Annotated in this window: 15 protein-coding genes; 9 read left to right on the top strand and 6 right to left on the bottom strand. The window is 66.2% G+C overall.

Going from position 1 to position 15,970, the window contains the following annotated elements; genetic code table 11:
• Positions 1-2 precede the first annotated feature (2 nt).
• From IWX64_RS04920 to IWX64_RS04900, 5 genes are all read left to right on the top strand, one after another.
• Positions 3-983 (top strand): NlpC/P60 family protein, encoded by a 981-nt coding sequence (locus tag IWX64_RS04920; RefSeq protein WP_196866036.1) that lies wholly within the window; start codon positions 3-5, stop codon positions 981-983.
• Positions 984-1,211: 228 nt separating this feature from the next.
• Positions 1,212-1,712, top strand: a complete 501-nt coding sequence (locus IWX64_RS04915; protein ID WP_196866035.1) for an HNH endonuclease — start codon at positions 1,212-1,214, stop codon at positions 1,710-1,712.
• The gene (gene mobA, locus IWX64_RS04910) at positions 1,709-2,362 is read left to right on the top strand and encodes a molybdenum cofactor guanylyltransferase (RefSeq protein ID WP_196866034.1); all 654 of its coding nucleotides are present in this window, start codon (positions 1,709-1,711) and stop codon (positions 2,360-2,362) included. Before IWX64_RS04915 ends, mobA begins: the two co-directional genes overlap by 4 nt.
• 15 nt (positions 2,363-2,377) lie before the next feature.
• Positions 2,378-2,671: a DUF6457 domain-containing protein gene (locus IWX64_RS04905; protein ID WP_196866033.1), complete on the top strand. Its 294-nt coding sequence runs from the start codon at positions 2,378-2,380 to the stop codon at positions 2,669-2,671.
• Complete coding sequence (locus IWX64_RS04900; RefSeq protein WP_196866032.1) at positions 2,668-3,978, top strand: molybdopterin molybdotransferase MoeA; 1,311 nt, start codon at positions 2,668-2,670, stop codon at positions 3,976-3,978. Before IWX64_RS04905 ends, IWX64_RS04900 begins: the two co-directional genes overlap by 4 nt.
• A 108-nt stretch (positions 3,979-4,086) precedes the next feature.
• Here the strand turns inward: IWX64_RS04900 and IWX64_RS04895 are convergent, their stop codons facing one another.
• Positions 4,087-6,408 carry an FdhF/YdeP family oxidoreductase gene (locus tag IWX64_RS04895; RefSeq protein ID WP_196866031.1) on the bottom strand — a complete coding sequence of 774 codons (2,322 nt, stop codon included), beginning with the start codon at positions 6,406-6,408 and terminating at the stop codon, positions 4,087-4,089.
• 64 nt (positions 6,409-6,472) lie between these two features.
• Here IWX64_RS04895 and fdhD point away from each other — a divergent pair, with 64 nt between their 5' ends.
• Both fdhD and IWX64_RS04885 read left to right on the top strand, forming a co-directional pair.
• A complete protein-coding gene (fdhD, locus tag IWX64_RS04890) occupies positions 6,473-7,312 on the top strand; it encodes a formate dehydrogenase accessory sulfurtransferase FdhD (RefSeq protein ID WP_196866030.1) in 840 nt (279 codons plus the stop codon).
• 33 nt (positions 7,313-7,345) lie between these two features.
• Positions 7,346-8,389 carry an LLM class flavin-dependent oxidoreductase gene (locus tag IWX64_RS04885; RefSeq protein WP_196866029.1) on the top strand — a complete coding sequence of 348 codons (1,044 nt, stop codon included), beginning with the start codon at positions 7,346-7,348 and terminating at the stop codon, positions 8,387-8,389.
• A 154-nt stretch (positions 8,390-8,543) separates the two neighbouring features.
• On the opposite strand, the gene IWX64_RS04880 is transcribed toward IWX64_RS04885, so the two are convergent.
• The 4 genes from IWX64_RS04880 to IWX64_RS04865 form a co-directional block, all read right to left on the bottom strand.
• Positions 8,544-9,359, bottom strand: a complete 816-nt coding sequence (locus IWX64_RS04880) for a DUF1684 domain-containing protein (protein WP_196866028.1) — start codon at positions 9,357-9,359, stop codon at positions 8,544-8,546.
• Positions 9,360-9,430: 71 nt separating this feature from the next.
• A complete protein-coding gene (locus tag IWX64_RS04875; protein ID WP_334683161.1) occupies positions 9,431-10,225 on the bottom strand; it encodes an amino acid ABC transporter ATP-binding protein in 795 nt (264 codons plus the stop codon).
• Positions 10,212-10,871, bottom strand: coding sequence for an amino acid ABC transporter permease (locus IWX64_RS04870; RefSeq protein ID WP_196866084.1), 660 nt, complete (start codon positions 10,869-10,871; stop codon positions 10,212-10,214). Before IWX64_RS04870 ends, IWX64_RS04875 begins: the two co-directional genes overlap by 14 nt.
• A 27-nt stretch (positions 10,872-10,898) precedes the next feature.
• Entirely contained in the window at positions 10,899-11,723 is an 825-nt protein-coding gene (locus tag IWX64_RS04865) for an amino acid ABC transporter substrate-binding protein (RefSeq protein ID WP_196866027.1), read from the bottom strand.
• 205 nt (positions 11,724-11,928) lie between these two features.
• On the opposite strand from IWX64_RS04865, the gene IWX64_RS04860 reads away from it, so the two are divergent.
• Positions 11,929-13,812 (top strand): ABC transporter ATP-binding protein, encoded by a 1,884-nt coding sequence (locus IWX64_RS04860; RefSeq protein ID WP_196866026.1) that lies wholly within the window; start codon positions 11,929-11,931, stop codon positions 13,810-13,812.
• Between the two features lie 50 nt (positions 13,813-13,862).
• Here the strand turns inward: IWX64_RS04860 and yczE are convergent, their stop codons facing one another.
• Positions 13,863-14,477 (bottom strand): membrane protein YczE, encoded by a 615-nt coding sequence (yczE, locus tag IWX64_RS04855; RefSeq protein ID WP_196866025.1) that lies wholly within the window; start codon positions 14,475-14,477, stop codon positions 13,863-13,865.
• A gap of 61 nt (positions 14,478-14,538) precedes the next feature.
• Here yczE and yczR point away from each other — a divergent pair, with 61 nt between their 5' ends.
• The gene (gene yczR / locus IWX64_RS04850; RefSeq protein WP_334683160.1) at positions 14,539-15,954 is read left to right on the top strand and encodes a MocR-like transcription factor YczR; all 1,416 of its coding nucleotides are present in this window, start codon (positions 14,539-14,541) and stop codon (positions 15,952-15,954) included.
• The last annotated feature ends 16 nt before the right edge of the window (positions 15,955-15,970 follow it).

Raw genomic sequence — 15,970 nt, 5'->3', positions numbered from 1 at the left:
ACGTGTCATGTAACTCTGCTCTGGGCCGCCACCGTGCCGTCCGCACCAACCCCTTGACCGCCATCTCAGATGCCGTGTCCTCCAACGCTGGTTCGGTCGGTCGTCAGGCCGCAGTCCTCGCGGCAGCAACCGGCCTGGTACTGACCGGCGGAGTATCAGCCAACGCCGCTGATCTCTCCCCCCAGGCTAACGAGCGAGCCACCATCGCCTCCACTCTGGAAATCCAGGCGGCACCGGCAGTTGTCGAAGCTCCGGCAGACGCCGAGATCGCCTTCAACCGCACAGCGGTCAAGGCTGTCGCAGCCCCCGCGGTAGTCAAAGCCCCGGCAGTCAAGGTTCAGGCCGAAACGGTTGCCGAGATCGAAGAAACCCCCGTCGAGGCACCGGCAGCAGAGCCCGTCGCCACGGAGCCCGCTGTCTCCGAGCCGGTAACTGTAGCCCCAGCGGTCGCAGCAGAACCAGTCGCGCCAGCAGCACCTGCCGTAGTCGTTCCGGCAGCTCCGGCAGCCGCAGTCACTCCAGCAGCCCCAGCAGCCCCAGCCCCAGCAGCCCCAGCCCCAGCAGCCCCAGCCCCAGCAGCCCCAGCCCCAGCAGCCCCAGCCGCACCGGCTCCCAAGGCTCCAGCCGCCAAGAAGACCCCCGCCGTATCCTCAGGCGTGGCCGCCACCATTGCTGCCGCAGCCCAGGGCCAGCTCGGTGTCACCCAGGACTGCACCCGCCTTGTGAGCAACGCCCTTGCAGCCGCAGGCATCAACTTCCACGGCTGGCCAGCCGGATACCTTTCCCTGGGCCGCACGGTCAGCGGCGGCGAGGCCATCCCCGGCGACCTCATCTACTACGCAGACGGTGGCGCTGGCGTTGCCCACATCGCCGTCTACATCGGCGGCGGCAAGGCCGTCCACGGTGGATTCAACGGCAACCAGACGGTAGTCGCCCCCGCCGATCTCGGTTCCGGCCCGGTCTACATCCGCGTCGGCGGCTAACCCACCACGAACCACCAGAAAGGACCCGGAGGATTTCGATCCCCGGGTCCTTTCTGCGTCTGGGGCCGTCACTCCAGAGGTACGACACGCACGACACGGGCGGCCACCAGCGGTGAGAATTGGCAAACCGGGTGCCAGCCGAACTACCCTTACATAAAATAAGTCAGTTGTAGTCCTGTTTCCCCGGACCACAGGGACGCGGGCAATTCTCGGCAAAGAGGAATGTGCATGCGCACTCTCGTTCTGAATGCTGGATATGAGCCACTGGCGGTAGTGACCTTCCGCCGGGCGCTGGTCCTTGTGCTCGCGGGCAAGGCAAGTGTCGTCGCGGAGGGGGAGGAACCGGTGATCGGACCCAACGAAATCCTCGGTCGGCCCTCGGTCATCCTGCTGAACCGGTACGTGAAAATTCCCTACCGGCACACCCTTGTTGCTACCCGGCGGGGTGTCCTGCGGCGTGACAACCACCTGTGCGCCTATTGCGGCAAAGCCGCCGCCACCATCGACCACGTCTTCCCCCGGTCCCGCGGCGGGGACTCGAGCTGGGAGAACCTGGTGGCCTGCTGTCTGCGGTGCAACAACGACAAGGGCGACAAAACCCTCGCCTCGCTCGGCTGGCAGCTCCGGATGACCCCGCAGCCGCCCCGCGGGAACCCCTGGCAGCTTCGCGAGATTGAGAAGCCTGCCCCACAGTGGAGCGCTTTCCTCCGCTCGGAGACCGCCGCTTGAGTGCTCAGTCACCCGTTGTCTTCAACGCCGTTGTGCTGTCTGGGGGGCGCTCGTCCCGCCTGGGAGGCACACCGAAGGCCCGCCTGGAACGCGATGGGCGGAGCTTGCTCGACCTCACCTGTCTCGCCGTAGCAGACGCGCGCCGGGTGGTGGTAGTGGGACCCGAGGAACATTCGCTGGCCGGTGGACTTGGCTCGGACGGCGCAACCACAACGCCCGCCGACGGACAGCTGCTCCGTGAGTTTGTCCGAGAGTCGCCGCCCTTTGGTGGGCCCGCCGCCGCACTGGCTGCCGCCGTCGACCACTTGGGTGACGACGACGCACCGTGGCTTCTGGTCATGGCCTGCGACATGCCCCGGGTCGACCAGGCCATTCCTGCCCTGCTGGCGGCCGCGGCCGGCGACGCCGAGTCTTCGTACATGGCCCGCGACGGCGGGCGGGACCAGCCGCTGGCCGCGCTGTACCGAATGGATTCCCTCCGTGACGCGGTGGCGGCGGTCCACCGGAGCGGCGGCGCCCAGAATCTATCGATGAAGGCACTCCTTGCTAGGGTGCAATGGAGAGCAATCGACGTTCCGCCGGGAAGCACCGCCGACGTCGACACCTGGGCTGACGCCCAAACCCTCGGTGTCTCAGCCACACCGACCTAGACCGCAGGAGCAGCGATGAAAAAGCAGGATCAGATCCTCCAGGAGTGGAGCGCCCAACTTATCGAGGCCTTCGAACTGGAGGGGACAACCATCGACATCGATGCCATTCTCTCCCTCGCCGGGGATGCAGCCCATTCGATCGTGCGCCCCGCAGCACCCCTGACCACCTTCATCGCCGGCTACGCGGCCGGTCTCGCGGTGGCCAGCCAGCAGGCCACCGAGGCGGTGGCCATGGAGTCGGCCATCGAGGCGGCCCGGCGTCAATGCCCGCCCCAAGAGGCAAGCCCTGCAGCGACGGACGCCCCGTGAGCGAATCACCGACAGCGGAGACCGCCGCGAACCAGGCCGAGACCCCCTTGGTTGCGCCGCCGGGTGGCCGTAACCTTGACTGGGAGCAGGCCCGACGGGCCGCCTTCCACGCCGGCAGTCCGCTGGCACACCAGACGGTTCCCTTGTCCGAGGCGCTCGGCCAGACACTGGCGGAACCGGTCACCGCGCTGCAGGCCATCCCGCACTACGCCTCCTCAGCGATGGACGGCTGGGCGGTCAACGGCGCCCCACCCTGGCAACTGGTCAGTCACGCACCCAAGGAAGAACACCCGTGGCAGCGCCCCGCCCCGCACCGGGACTCCGGGGCAGGTCCCTTGGCGCCCGGAGAAGCGACCTTCATCCTCACGGGCGGTGTGGTTCCCGACGGCGCGACCGGAATCCTTCGCACCGAGCACGGGATGGTGCGCGGGGACGTGCTGGACCGCAATGATTCCGCCCGGCCCGACGAGCCCCGACCCCAGGAGCACATCCGCCCGGCAGGTGAGGAAGCGCCCGAGGGTAGCCTGACCATTCCGGCGAATGTGACGCTCAACCCCGCCCAGATCGCCCTGGCAGCAGTCTGTGGGTACGATAACCTTCCCGTGCTGCGTGCCCCCCGCGTCTCCCTCCTCCTCACCGGCGATGAGGTGATCGAAGCGGGCCTCCCCGAACCGGGACAGGTGCGCGACACCTTCGGCCCGCAACTGCCTGGGCTGGTGCAGCTGATGGGTGGACACGTGGACACCTCCGGCCGGGCCAAGGACGATCTCGACGACGTCGTCGCCGCCATCAGCGCTGAGGCCCTCGACGAGCTCTCCCTCGCCCGGGCCTCCGGCGATGTGCTGATCACCACCGGTGGGACTGGCAGTTCCTCGGCCGACCACATCCGGCGCGCACTGGAAACGCTTGAGGCGGAGTTCATCATTGATGGCATCGCGATGCGCCCTGGTCACCCGACCCTGCTGGCGCGGCTGCAGGATGGTCGGTTCCTGGTGGGTCTTCCCGGCAACCCGCTGGCGGCCATGATGGCCATGTTCACCGTGGTTGGTCCCCTCCTCGCCGGGCTGCGGGGCGCACCGTTCCCCGAGACCGAGGAGACCACCGTGGGGGAGGACTTCGACGAGCTCCCCGGCCGCAGCCGGCTCGTGCCCTACAAACTGCAGGATGGTCGGGCCGTCGCCGCAACGCATCAGCGCTCGGGGATGCTCCGTGGGCTGGCCTCGGCCGGCGGGGTGATGGTGGTGCCAGCCGAGGGCTGCGTCGCCGGGGACCGCCTCAAAGCGCTGCGCCTGCCCTGGATCAGCTGACGTACCTCTGCCAGGTCTTACTTCTGCTTCGGTAGCGAAACACGCCGTAAACACCAGACGCCCCCGTTCCTCGGAACGGGGGCGTCTGGTGTTTACGGGGTGAACGGGTTACGCGATTTTTTCCAGTCTGATGATCACAGATTTGGATGTCGGCGTTCCACTGACATCGGCAGTGGAATCCAGTGGCACCAGGACATTGGTCTCCGGGTAGTACGCGGCGGCGCAACCCCGGGGCGTCTGATAGGTGACCGCACGGAAGTTTTCCGCCCGGCGCTCCACCCCGTCGGAGAACTGCGACACCAGGTTCACGATCTCGCCGTCGGCAATGCCTGCAGCCGCCAGATCATCCGCATGAACCATCACCACGCGTCGTCCGCCATGGATACCGCGGTAGCGGTCGTCCTTGCCATAGATGGTGGTGTTGTACTGGTCGTGCGACCGCAGGGTCTGCAGCAGCAACCGTCCCTCGGGGATCTTCGGGTACTCGAGCGCGTTGCCCGTGAAGACCGCCTTACCGGAGGGAGTGGTGAACTTCCGGCCATCGCGGGGGCCGTTCGGGAGCACAAACCCACCGGTGTCAATCCGGGTGTTGTAGTTCTCGAAGCCCGGAATGACAGCCTCAATGTGGTTGCGGACCACCGAGTAGTCGGCCTGCGCCGCTACCCAGTCGATCTGGGGGGCGTTGTCGCGGAACGGGCTCTGCGGCCGGGCGAACAGCCGGTCGCTGAGCTCGCACACGATCGCGATCTCCGAGCGCACATCCGGTCCCGGGGGCCGCAGCCGTCCACGGGACGCGTGCACGGCGCTCATGGAATCCTCGACGGTGACCCGCTGGTCACCGCTGGCCTGGGTGTCCTTGTCCGTCCGGCCCAGGGCCGGAAGGATCAGAGCACGGCGGCCGGTGATCAGGTGCGAGCGGTTCATCTTGGTGGACACCTGCACCGTGAGCCGCGTGTTGCGCAGCGCCTTGTCGGTGACGTCAGAGTCCGGGGTGGCGCGCACAAAGTTGCCGCCCATCGCCATGAAGACCTTCGCGCCGCCGTCGCGCATCGCCCGGATGGCTGCGACGGTGTCGAAGCCGTGCTTCCGGGGGGAGGCGAAGCTGAAGTGGGAATCGAGGGCGTCGTGGAAGCCGTCAGGCATCCGCTCGAAGATCCCCATGGTCCGGTCACCCTGCACGTTCGAGTGCCCGCGGACAGGGCAGACGCCCGCGCCTGGCTTGCCAATGTTGCCCTGCAGCAGCAGCACGTTGACGACGTCGCGCAGGGTCTTCACCGAGTGCTTGTGCTGGGTCAGGCCCATTGCCCAGCAGACGACAGTGCCGGGGGAAGCGATCATCCGGTCGCCCACCGATGTGATCTGCGACTTCGGGATACCACTGGCCTCGACGATCTCGTCCCAGGAGACGTCCCGCAGCTCCTGCAGGTACTCCTCCAGGCCGGTCGTGTGGGCCTTGATGAACTCGTGGTCGAAGACCAGACCGGTCTTCTCTTCCTGCTCCAGCAGATACTTGCCGAGGCCCTGGAAGAGGGCCTGGTCCCCGCCGAGGCGGATCTGCAGGAAGTCGTCCGCGAGCTGGGTGCCGCCGCCGAACTTGGTGCCGAGGATGCCGGAGATCTTCTGCGGGTTCTCGAACCGCAGCAGCCCGGCCTCGGGGAGCGGGTTGATGGCGACGATCTGGCCGCCGTTCTTCTTCGCCTTCTCCAACGACGTCAGCATGCGGGGGTGGTTGGTGCCCGGGTTCTGGCCGGCCACGAGGATCAGCGGCGCCTTGTCGACGTCCTCCAGGGAGACAGTACCCTTGCCGATCCCGATGGTCTGGGTCAGCGCCGAGCCGGAGGATTCATGGCACATGTTGGAGCAGTCCGGCAGGTTGTTGGTGCCGATCCCGCGGACCATCAGCTGGTACAGGAACGCTGCCTCGTTGGAGGTTCGCCCCGAGGTGTAGAACACTGCCTCGTCCGGGCTGTCGAGCGCTGCCAGTTCCTCGACGATGATGTCGTACGCCATGTCCCAGGTGACCGGGCGGTAATGGGTGCCGCCCTCGTCCAGGAGCATCGGGTGGGTGATGCGGCCCTGCTGGCCGAGCCAGTACTCGTCGCGCTCATTGAGTTCGGCGACCGAGTGCTCCTCGAAGAACGACGGCGTCACGATCCGGCGGGTCGCCTCTTCAGCGACAGCCTTCGCGCCGTTTTCGCAGAATTCAGCCGTGTGTCGTTTGTCGCCCTCGGGCCACGCGCAGCCCATGCAGTCGAAACCCATAACCTGGTTGACTGCCAACAGCGTCTGCGCGCTGCGCACTGGACCCATCTGATCCAGCGAAATTTTCAGGGAGTTGAGGACAGCAGGAAGACCTACCGCTTGTCTCTTTGGCTTACCGACCTTAATTTCGGCTTCGTTGATTCCGTCTTTCGGCGCTCGAGTCGCCATAGCCATCACATCCTCGTGTCAGAAGTCCACTAGTCTCATCCTAGGACAATGGCAGGAGTGGAAATTGAAGAAGCGCGTGAGTCAGCGCCGCCAGATCACCCGATTCCGTGTAGGCGAAGCGGACAACGGCACCAGCAGGCGCGAGGATGTGCTGGCCGGTGAGGAACCCCTGGAGATCAGATTGGGATCAAAGTCCTTCTCTGTAACCATGCGCACCCCCGGGGACGACTTCGACCTGGTGGCAGGGTTCCTGGTGTCCGAAGGCATCGTCTGGGAGAGCGGGCAGCTGATCAGCCTGCGGTACTGCGCTGGTGTGGATGACGCCGGCCAGCAGACGTTCAACGTGGTCGAGTCACAGCTCCGGCCCGACGTGGTCCTCCCGGACACCACCATGGAACGCCACGTCTACACCTCCAGTTCCTGCGGAATCTGCGGGACCGCGTCCATCGATGCGGTGCGGAAGTCCTCACGCTTCGACGTGCACGACGACGACGCCCAGGTCGCTCTGCCAGCGCTCGCAGGCCTGCCCGACCGCCTGCGCGAATCCCAGAAACTCTTCGACAGCACCGGTGGCGTGCACGCCGCGGGGCTGTTTACCCGAGAGGGCGAATTGTTATGCCTTCGCGAGGACGTGGGTCGACACAACGCGGTCGACAAGGTAGTGGGCTGGGCGCTGCGCGAGGGAATGCTGCCACTGAAGGGCACCATCCTGCAGGTGTCCGGCCGCGCGTCGTTTGAGCTGGTGCAGAAGGCGCAGCTCGCGGGAATCCCCGTGCTCTCGGCGGTCAGCGCGCCGTCGTCGTTGGCAGCGGATCTGGCCGAGGAAACCGGGATCACGCTGGTCGGCTTCAGCCGCGGCACCTCCCTGAACTGCTACACCCACCCGCAGCGGATCGCGGCCTAGGGCCTCCGACCTACCAGCCAGGGGGGCCTGCTCATGGAACTCGGTATCTACAGCTTCGGAGACATCCATCCGAACCCGGTGACGGGGGAGCGGGTTTCCCCGCAGCAGCGCATGCTTGACCTGTTGGAGCGCGCCCGGCTCGCCGACCAGGTGGGCCTGGACTACTTCGGCATCGGTGAGCATCACCGGCCCGACTACGCCGTGTCCTCGGTGGTGCCCGTGCTCGCGGCCGCCGCGGCGCAGACCGCCCGCATCCACATCGGCTCGGCGGTCACCGTGCTGAGTACCGAGGACCCGGTCCGGGTGTACCAGCAGTTTGCCACCCTCGACCTCCTGTCCGGTGGCCGGGCGGAGCTCACTGCCGGACGAGGGTCCTTCATCGAGTCCTACCCGCTGTTCGGGGCGGAACTCGGAGACTATGAGGAGTTGTACGAGGAGAAGATCCGGTTGCTGCTGCAGCTCGACGCCTCGGAACGCATCACCTGGACCGGGAAGTTCCGGCCGGCGTTGCATGATGCGTTGATCCTGCCGCGGCCCACCTCAGGGCACCTGGACATTTGGATCGCTACCGGCGGCACACCCGCGTCGTCAGTGCGGGCGGCACGGCTGGGGACCCCGGTGATCTTTGCCTTGCTCGGGGGAGCCGTGGGGAACTTCGCCCAGCACGCGCAGCTCTATCGCGAGACGGCTGCCCAGGCTGGCCATGATCCCTCCACCCTGAAGGTGGGGCTGAGCGGCGTCGGGCTGGTGTTGAGGGAAGACGCGCAGACCGTCTTCAAGCCGCACTGGCTGGACACGATGAAGCGGATTTCGTCGGAGCGGGGCTTTCCAATGCCGAGCGAAGTCACCTACAACATGCAGGCGGCCCGATCCGGGGCGATCTTCGTGGGGAACGCCGAGGAAGTGGCGGAGAAGATTGTGCTGGCCCACTCGCAGATGCGCCACGACCGGCACATCCTGCAGGTCGACTGGTCCTCGGTGCCGCAGGCGCAGGTGCTGGAGTCGATCGAACTCCTCGGCACCGAGGTGTTACCCCTGGTGCGCCGCGAACTGGGCGTGGTGGCGCCGTCGCGCTGATGCGTCATTACGGTGATTCGCCGTAACGGTGAGCAACCTGGACAGACGGGGTCAACCTCGCCATCGGTGAGCGAGATGTTGGACCGATTTGTCCAGGTTCCTCACCGAATCCGGTCAAACGGGAACGACGGCGACTGGCATTCGGGTGACGACGCTAGGCGGGGATGCGCTCGCCGGCCTCCACTGGGACGCCCACCCGGTTGCCTTCCACCGGCATGGGGCAGGTGCCGAAGGGAGTGAAAGCGCTCGGGTAGTTCAGCGACCGGTTGAAGTCGAGGGTGACAGCGCCATCCGGTGACACCTGGCCGGTGACGAGGAACCGCCAGCCGGCGGTCGAGTGGCCGTTCGTCTCGTCGTGGAACGCCACCTTCAGGGACCCGTCTGGCTGCTGCTCGGACCGCAACGTGTGGGCGGTGCCGCCGAGGGTGAAGGACACGGTCCCGGTCGCGTGGACCAGGTCGTCAACGTCGGGGTGGGCCGTCCGGATCGGGACGGCCTGTGGCGTTGGGTAGGCGGTGTACGACGCCTGGACCACGGCGCTGGAATCATAGGCGTAGGCGGGGACGCCGTCGAACCCGGTCAGGGTGGGCGCCGAGTTGTCACGGGTGCGCACCACGTACCGGTTGCCGCGGACCGCGAGTTCCACCACCGTGTCCTGAAAGCGCACCCAGTTCTCGGAGCCGCCGTCGGCCAGGGACAGCGTGATGGTCCCATCGACAGGTTCGCCGGTGCTCACCAGCGTCACTCCGTCCGACGCCCGGGCGGTCAGCGTGGCTCCAGGCCCGGCGCCGGGGCCGCTGGCGCTCCAGCGGCCGGGAACCAGTTCCAGTGCCGACGGCTCGGCCGGTAACCACTGCAGGGAGGTGAGCGTCAGCCAGCCGTGCCCGACGGCGAGGGAGGCGTCCCGGCGCTCGCGGAAACCGCGCCACTGCTCGATCTCGGTCGGCTGAGCGGGGGTGAACTGGGTCATGGGCGGTCTCCTTGGCTGAGAACGTGGCGCACTGGGGCAGTAGAGGGTGATGGGCTTATCAGCAGTGCGGGTCAGAACGGGTGGAGGAGTCGTTGGACGAACCGTTGGGTGCGCTCCTGCCGGGGATTGCGCAGCACCGTGTCGGGGTGACCGCGTTCCACCACCACCCCGCCGTCCATGAACACCACCTCGTCGGCGACCTCGCGGGCGAAGGCGAGCTCATGGGTGACGATCATCATGGTCCACTGTTCGTCGGCGAGTTCCTTGATCACGCCCAGGACCTCACCCACCAGTTCCGGGTCGAGCGCCGAGGTGGGCTCATCGAAGAGCAGCAGCGCGGGTTTCAGTGCCAGCGCTCGAACGATGCCCACCCGCTGCTGCTGGCCGCCGGAGAGCTCGAACGGGTACTGATCCTTCTTGTCCGCCAGGCCCACCCGGGCGAGCAACGACTCCGCGTCCCTGATGGCGTCAGCGCGGCGCATCTTCTTCACCTGAATGGGACCTTCGATCACATTCTCGAGGACCGTCATATGGGGGAAAAGGTTGTAGTGCTGGAAGACCATCGCACTCTGGTCCCGCAGTTCCGACAGGTCCCGGGCCTTGACCCTACCGCCGAAATCCACTGACGGTCCGCCAGCGACCGCGACGGTTCCGCCGTCGGGCGTCTCGAGCCCGTTCAGGCAGCGCAGCACCGTGGTTTTACCTGAGCCGGAGGGGCCGATCAGGGCTGTCACCTGTCCGGGCCGGATGGCCAGGTCAATGGACTTCAGCACGACATTTTCGCCGAAGGCCTTGCTGAGACCGGTCACGGTCAGCAGGTCGCCCGACTGGCTGCCGGCTGCTGGGGTGGGCTTAGTGTGCGACATAACGATCCAACCTTTTCTCCAGAGAGGACTGCCCGCTGGAGAGCACGAAGCAGAACACCCAGTAGACCAGTGCGGCCTCCAGATACAGCATCATGAACTGCTGGCTGAACGCCGCAATTTCCTGGGCCTGCCGGAACATCTCGGTCACCAGGATCAGGGACGCCAGCGAGGTGTCCTTGACCAGGCTGATGAAGGTATTGGAGAGCGGCGGGACGGACACCCGGGCCGCCTGGGGCAGGATGATGCGGCGCAGTGTCCGTGCGCGGGACATGCCGATGGTATGCCCCGCCTCCCACTGACCCTTGGGTACCGACAGGATGGCTGCCCGGATGATTTCCGCCGCATACCCCGCCACGTTCAGCGAGAAGGCGATGATGGCGCTGGGCCAGGGATCGATCACCAGACCGATCGAGGGCAGTCCGTAGAAGATGACGAACAGCTGCACCAGGAGGGGGGTTCCCCTGATGATCGACACGTACACCCGTGCCGCTGACGACGCGATCCGGTTCCGGCTCAGCCTCATCAGCGCAATCAGGAGCGCCAGGAGCAGACCGAGAACAAACGATGCCAGGGACAGCGGGATGGTTCCGGTCAGGCCGCCCAGGACCAGGGGCCAGAGCGAATCCCAGAACAGTTCCCAGTCGATGGTGATCCTCCGTTGAGTTGGCGGGTGCTATTCGGTGACGTCGGAGCCGAAGTACTTCTCCGAGATCTCGGCAAGCGTACCGTCTGCGCGCAGGCTAGCAAGAGCCTCGTTGACTGCGTCGATCAGGTCGTCACTGCCCTGGGTGAAGGTGAAGGCGCTCTGCGACTCGTCATCGGTCTCGGCGGCAATCTTGATCGCATCGGTGGGGTTGGTCTGCTGGTAGTCCAGGTAGGTCAGCGTGTCGTTGATCGTGGCGTCGACCCGTCCCTGCTCCAGGAGTGCAACTGACTGCGCCCAGCCTTCCACTGCCTCGATCTCGGCGCCGCTTTCCTGCGCCAGCGCGTGCCAGTTGCTGGTCAGCGACTGGGCAGTGGTTTTGCCTTCCAGATCTTCGAAGGAGGTGATCTCGGTGTTGTCTGAGGTGGTGACGATGACCCCGGTGCTGATCGTGTAGGGATCGGAGAAGGCATAGGTTTCGAGGCGCTCATCGGTGATTGACACCTGGTTCGCGATGACGTCGAACCGGCCGGCATCGAGTCCGGCGAAGATGGCGTCCCACTGGGTTTCTTCGAACTCCGCCTCCACACCGAGCTCCTCGGCGACGGCGGTGATGACCTCGACGTCGAACCCGGTCAGATCGCCCGCGCCGCCCTCATGGAAGCTGAACGGCCGGTAGGTCCCCTCGGTGCCGACGGTGATGACTCCGGCATCCTGGATGTCTTGCAGCGTGGTGGGCCCTGCGGTGGCGCTGCTGTCAGCGGGCTCCCCGGTGGACTCTCCGCCGCCGCAGGCCGCCAGGGCCAGGGTGAGAGCGGTGGCTGCGCCAAGGATTGAAAGACGACGGGTCAACATTTGCGGGTCCTTAATTACTGGGGGATGGTTCAGGGGTCTCTTGCCGTTGTACAGGGCAGGGTTGTGCGGGCACAAAGTGCACAGCCACATAGTGCAACAAAGCCCACAGCGAAATTAGTTCCGAGTCCCCTGTGATCCGGCCAACTCGCCCAGTGACACGGGTTGAGCGGGCATAAGCTGAAGACCTGAGCAATGGAGGCAGTACATGAGTATGGAAGGCGCGGCCTGGAACTCCCTTTACCGGATTTCCACCGCCAAGGACAGCAACAACAAGTTCTCGAAGGAAACGCTGAAACGCATCCTGAGATTTGCTGTGCCGTACCGGACCAAACTGATCTTCTTCATCGCGCTGTCGGTGGTGTCAGCGTTCCTCGCGGTCGCGACGCCGGTCCTCGCCGGTCAAGTGGTCAACGAGATCATCGCCGGCACCGGGCTTGAGACTGTTGTGTGGCTCGCCGTCGTCATCGCGCTGGTGGCGGTTGCCGACGCCGTGGTGTCCATGGCAACCCGCTGGTTCTCCTCGAAAATCGGAGAGGGTGTCATTCTGGATCTGCGCACCACCGTTTTCGATCATGTGCAGAAAATGCCGATTGCCTTTTTCACCCGCACCCGGACGGGCGCGCTGGTGAGCAGACTCAACAACGATGTGATCGGTGCGCAGCAGGCTTTCAGCGGCACCCTCTCCGGGGTGGTCAGCAACATTGTGGCGCTCGCCCTGACCCTGGTGGTCATGCTGACGACGTCGGTCCTGGTCACCGTCTTGGCCGTCCTCATGCTGCCGATCTTCCTGCTGCCCGCACGGCGGATGGGCAACCGCCTCGCCGCCCTGCGCCGTGAGGCAGCCGACCACAACTCGGCGATGAGCACGCAGATGACCGAGCGCTTCTCCGCTCCCGGCGCCACTTTGGTCAAACTGTTCGGCCGCCCGGACGAGGAGTCGCAGGAATTCGCGGTCCGCGCCGCACGGGTCCGCGACATTGGCGTGCGGATGGCGATGCTCCAGTGGGTCTTCGTTACCGCGCTGATGCTGGTCTCCGCGCTCGCCCTCGCGCTGGTGTACGGACTCGGCGGCGCACTGGCCCTGAACGGTGCGCTGAACACGGGTGAGGTGGTCACGCTCGCGCTGCTCCTCACCCGCCTCTATGCACCTCTGACCAACCTGGCGAACGCCCGGGTGGAAATCATGAGCGCTCTGGTCAGCTTTGAGCGCGTCTTCGAGGTCCTCGACCTGGACCCGTTGATCAAGGAGAAGCCCGACGCGGGCCGCATCCCCGCCGGTCCGGTCTCAGTGGAGTTCGACGACGTCCGGTTCGCCTACCCCTCGGCGGACAAGGTCTCCCTCGCCTCCCTGGAGGAGGTCGCCACCCTGGATACCCGGGGCGGCGAGGAAGTGCTGCACGGGGTGTCCTTTCGGGTGGAACCGGGCCAGACGATCGCCCTGGTGGGATCGTCGGGTGCCGGAAAGTCGACCATCGCCCAACTGCTGTCGCGGTTGTACGACGTCGACAGCGGTGCGGTCCGCCTCGCCGGGACCGATGTGCGGGACGTGACCTTCGAATCCCTCCGGCACACCATGGGCATGGTCACGCAGGACGGCCACCTTTTCCACGAGACCATCAAATCGAACCTGCTACTGGCCCGGCCCGGGGCAACCACCGAGGAGCTCTGGGACGCCGTCCGGCGTGCCCGGCTCGAGCCGCTGCTGAGGTCACTGCCCGATCAGCTCGACACCATGGTGGGGGAGCGGGGGTACCGGCTCTCCGGCGGTGAGCGGCAGCGGATGACCATCGCCCGCCTGCTGCTGGCCCAGCCGCGGGTGGTCATCCTGGACGAGGCGACGGCGGCACTTGACTCCACCTCGGAGGCCGCGGTCCAGGCGGCGCTCACGGAGGCCCTTGAGGGGCGGACCGCCATCGTGATCGCGCACCGGCTCTCGACGATCCGTTCCGCGGACCAGATCCTCGTGATCGAGGAGGGCCAGATCGCCGAACGGGGCACCCACGACGAACTGTTGGAGCGCGGTGGACGGTACGCCGAACTGCACCGCACCCAGTTCGCCGTCAGGAAGAACGTCGCCACAGGTCTTTAGGAGTCCGGCAACCCTTTCGGGGTATCCGGACTTCTCGGGGGTTGTGGCGCCTAGAGGGTTTTGGAGACGCGGGGGCGCGGTTCCGGGATGTGCAGCAGGGGCAGGGCAGCGTTGACCATCGGGCCGATGAGGAGGGCGAAGGCCACGGTGCCGACGCCGACCGTCCCGCCGAGCAGCCACCCGATGGTCAGGACTGTCAGTTCAATGACCGTCCGGACCTTCCAGATCTTCCAGCCCCATTTCCGGTGGATGCCGGTCATCAGGCCGTCGCGAGGACCGGGACCCATCCGTGCCCCGATGTACAGGCCAGTCGCCAGGGCCAAGAGGGTGAGACCGCCAGCGAAGAGGAGGATCTGCGCCCACAGCTCGGTGGGCATGGGCAGGACAGCCAACCCCACCTCGGCACTGGGGCCCACGAGCAAGACGTTGAGCACCGTGCCGATCCCGGGCTTCTGCCGGATCGGAATCCAGAGCAGCAGGACGAGGAGGCCAATCATGTTGGTGGCCACGCCGAACGGCAAACCGGACTGCAGGGCAGTGCCTTGTCCCAGGACGTCCCACGGCGATACGCCAATCCCTGCCTGGATCATCATGGCGATGGCGAAGCCGTAGCAGAACAGGCCAATCAGTAGCTGGGGCACGCGTCGGGCGAGGAGGTGGGTCATAGTGCAAGTCAATACCGATATTGGCCTTCCCACAAGGCGCCAATTTGCCTAAACTGGTCTGATGCAGGTGATCTCGGCTACTAAATTGGACTCGCTCCTGACGGGGTGGCGGAATGGGTCATCGGCCTATACCGCGTTGGCCGACCGCATTCGACTGCTGATCCTCGATGGTCGCATCCCGGTGGGTGCGCGTCTCCCCGCTGAACGGGACCTTGCGGTCCGGCTGGTGGTCAGCAGGACCACCGTGTCGTCGACTTACGCCCGGTTGCGGGACACCGGTTACCTGAGCAGCGTCAGGGGATCAGGCAGCGTTGCCCGGTTGCCCGGGTCGCTGGGTGCCCCCGTTGAGCCCGGAGGTGGCGGACTGCTCGACTTCAGCAAGGCCGCGATGCCAGCCTCACCGCTGCTGGCCGGCGCCGCAGTGCGAGCCGCACAGGATCTGCAGCAGTACCTGGGCGGTGCCGGGTACGACCCGGTTGGCCTTCCCCAGCTGCGTGTTGCGATAGCTGCCCGCTACCAGAGCCGCGGACTGCCGACCGCTCCCGGACAGATCCTGGTCACGTTGGGCGCCCAGCACGCGATTGCCCTGCTGACCCGTCACCTGATGGATCGCAGCGACAGCGCAATCGTGGAATCGCCGAGCTACCCGCATGCCTATGAGGCAATCCGGGCAGCGGGGCGGCGGCTGGTGCCGGTTAACGTCACCACCGAGGATGGCTGGGACGACGACGCCCTGCAGCAGGCATTTCGGCGAACCAGTCCCGCCATCGCCTACCTGATGCCGGACTTCCACAATCCGACGGGCCGGGTCATGGGCGAGGACCAGCGACGGCGGGTGCTCGCCGCGGCCGAACGCCAGGGGACAGTCGTAATTGCCGATGAAACCATGGCGGAACTCGCGATCGAGCCCATGGACGTCCCGCTTCCGCTCGCGGCCTATGGGCCGGCGGTGTTGATCGGATCGCTGGGCAAGACCATCTGGGGTGGGCTACGGATCGGCTGGATCAGGGCGGAGGAGCCGATGATCGGGCAGCTCGTCCGTGCGCGCTCAGCTTCCGATCTGGGTACCCCCATCCTTGAACAACTCATCGCTGCGGAGCTGCTGGGCAGCTACGACCAGATCCTTGCGGAACGGCGGGACCAGCTTCGGGTCGGTCGGGACCACCTGATCGCCGCCCTCCACGACAGGATCCCCGCCTGGTCGGTGCCGTCCACCGCAGGTGGCCTCTCGCTGTGGGCAAACCTGGGGCGTAGCGTCAGCTCGCAGCTCACCCTGGCGGCGCGGCAGGAGGGGCTGCTGATCGCAGCGGGTCCGAGGTTCGGGATTGACGGAGCATTCGAGCGGTTTCTGCGGCTGCCCTTCAGCTACTCGATCGAGGACACCGACAGCGCGGTGGGGATGCTGCAGCGCGCCTGGGACCGGGTGGGTCAGGGAAGGCTGGCTCCGGACCCAGGGCTGCTCGCCGACGTCGTGTAGCCGGAACCGCCGAGGG

It is taken from the genome of Arthrobacter sp. CAN_A212 (genome assembly GCF_015752345.1).
Classification (GTDB): Bacteria; Actinomycetota; Actinomycetes; order Actinomycetales; family Micrococcaceae; genus Arthrobacter_D.
The sequence above is the reverse complement of the archived record's forward strand: the minus strand, read 5'-3'. Positions and strand labels throughout refer to the sequence as shown.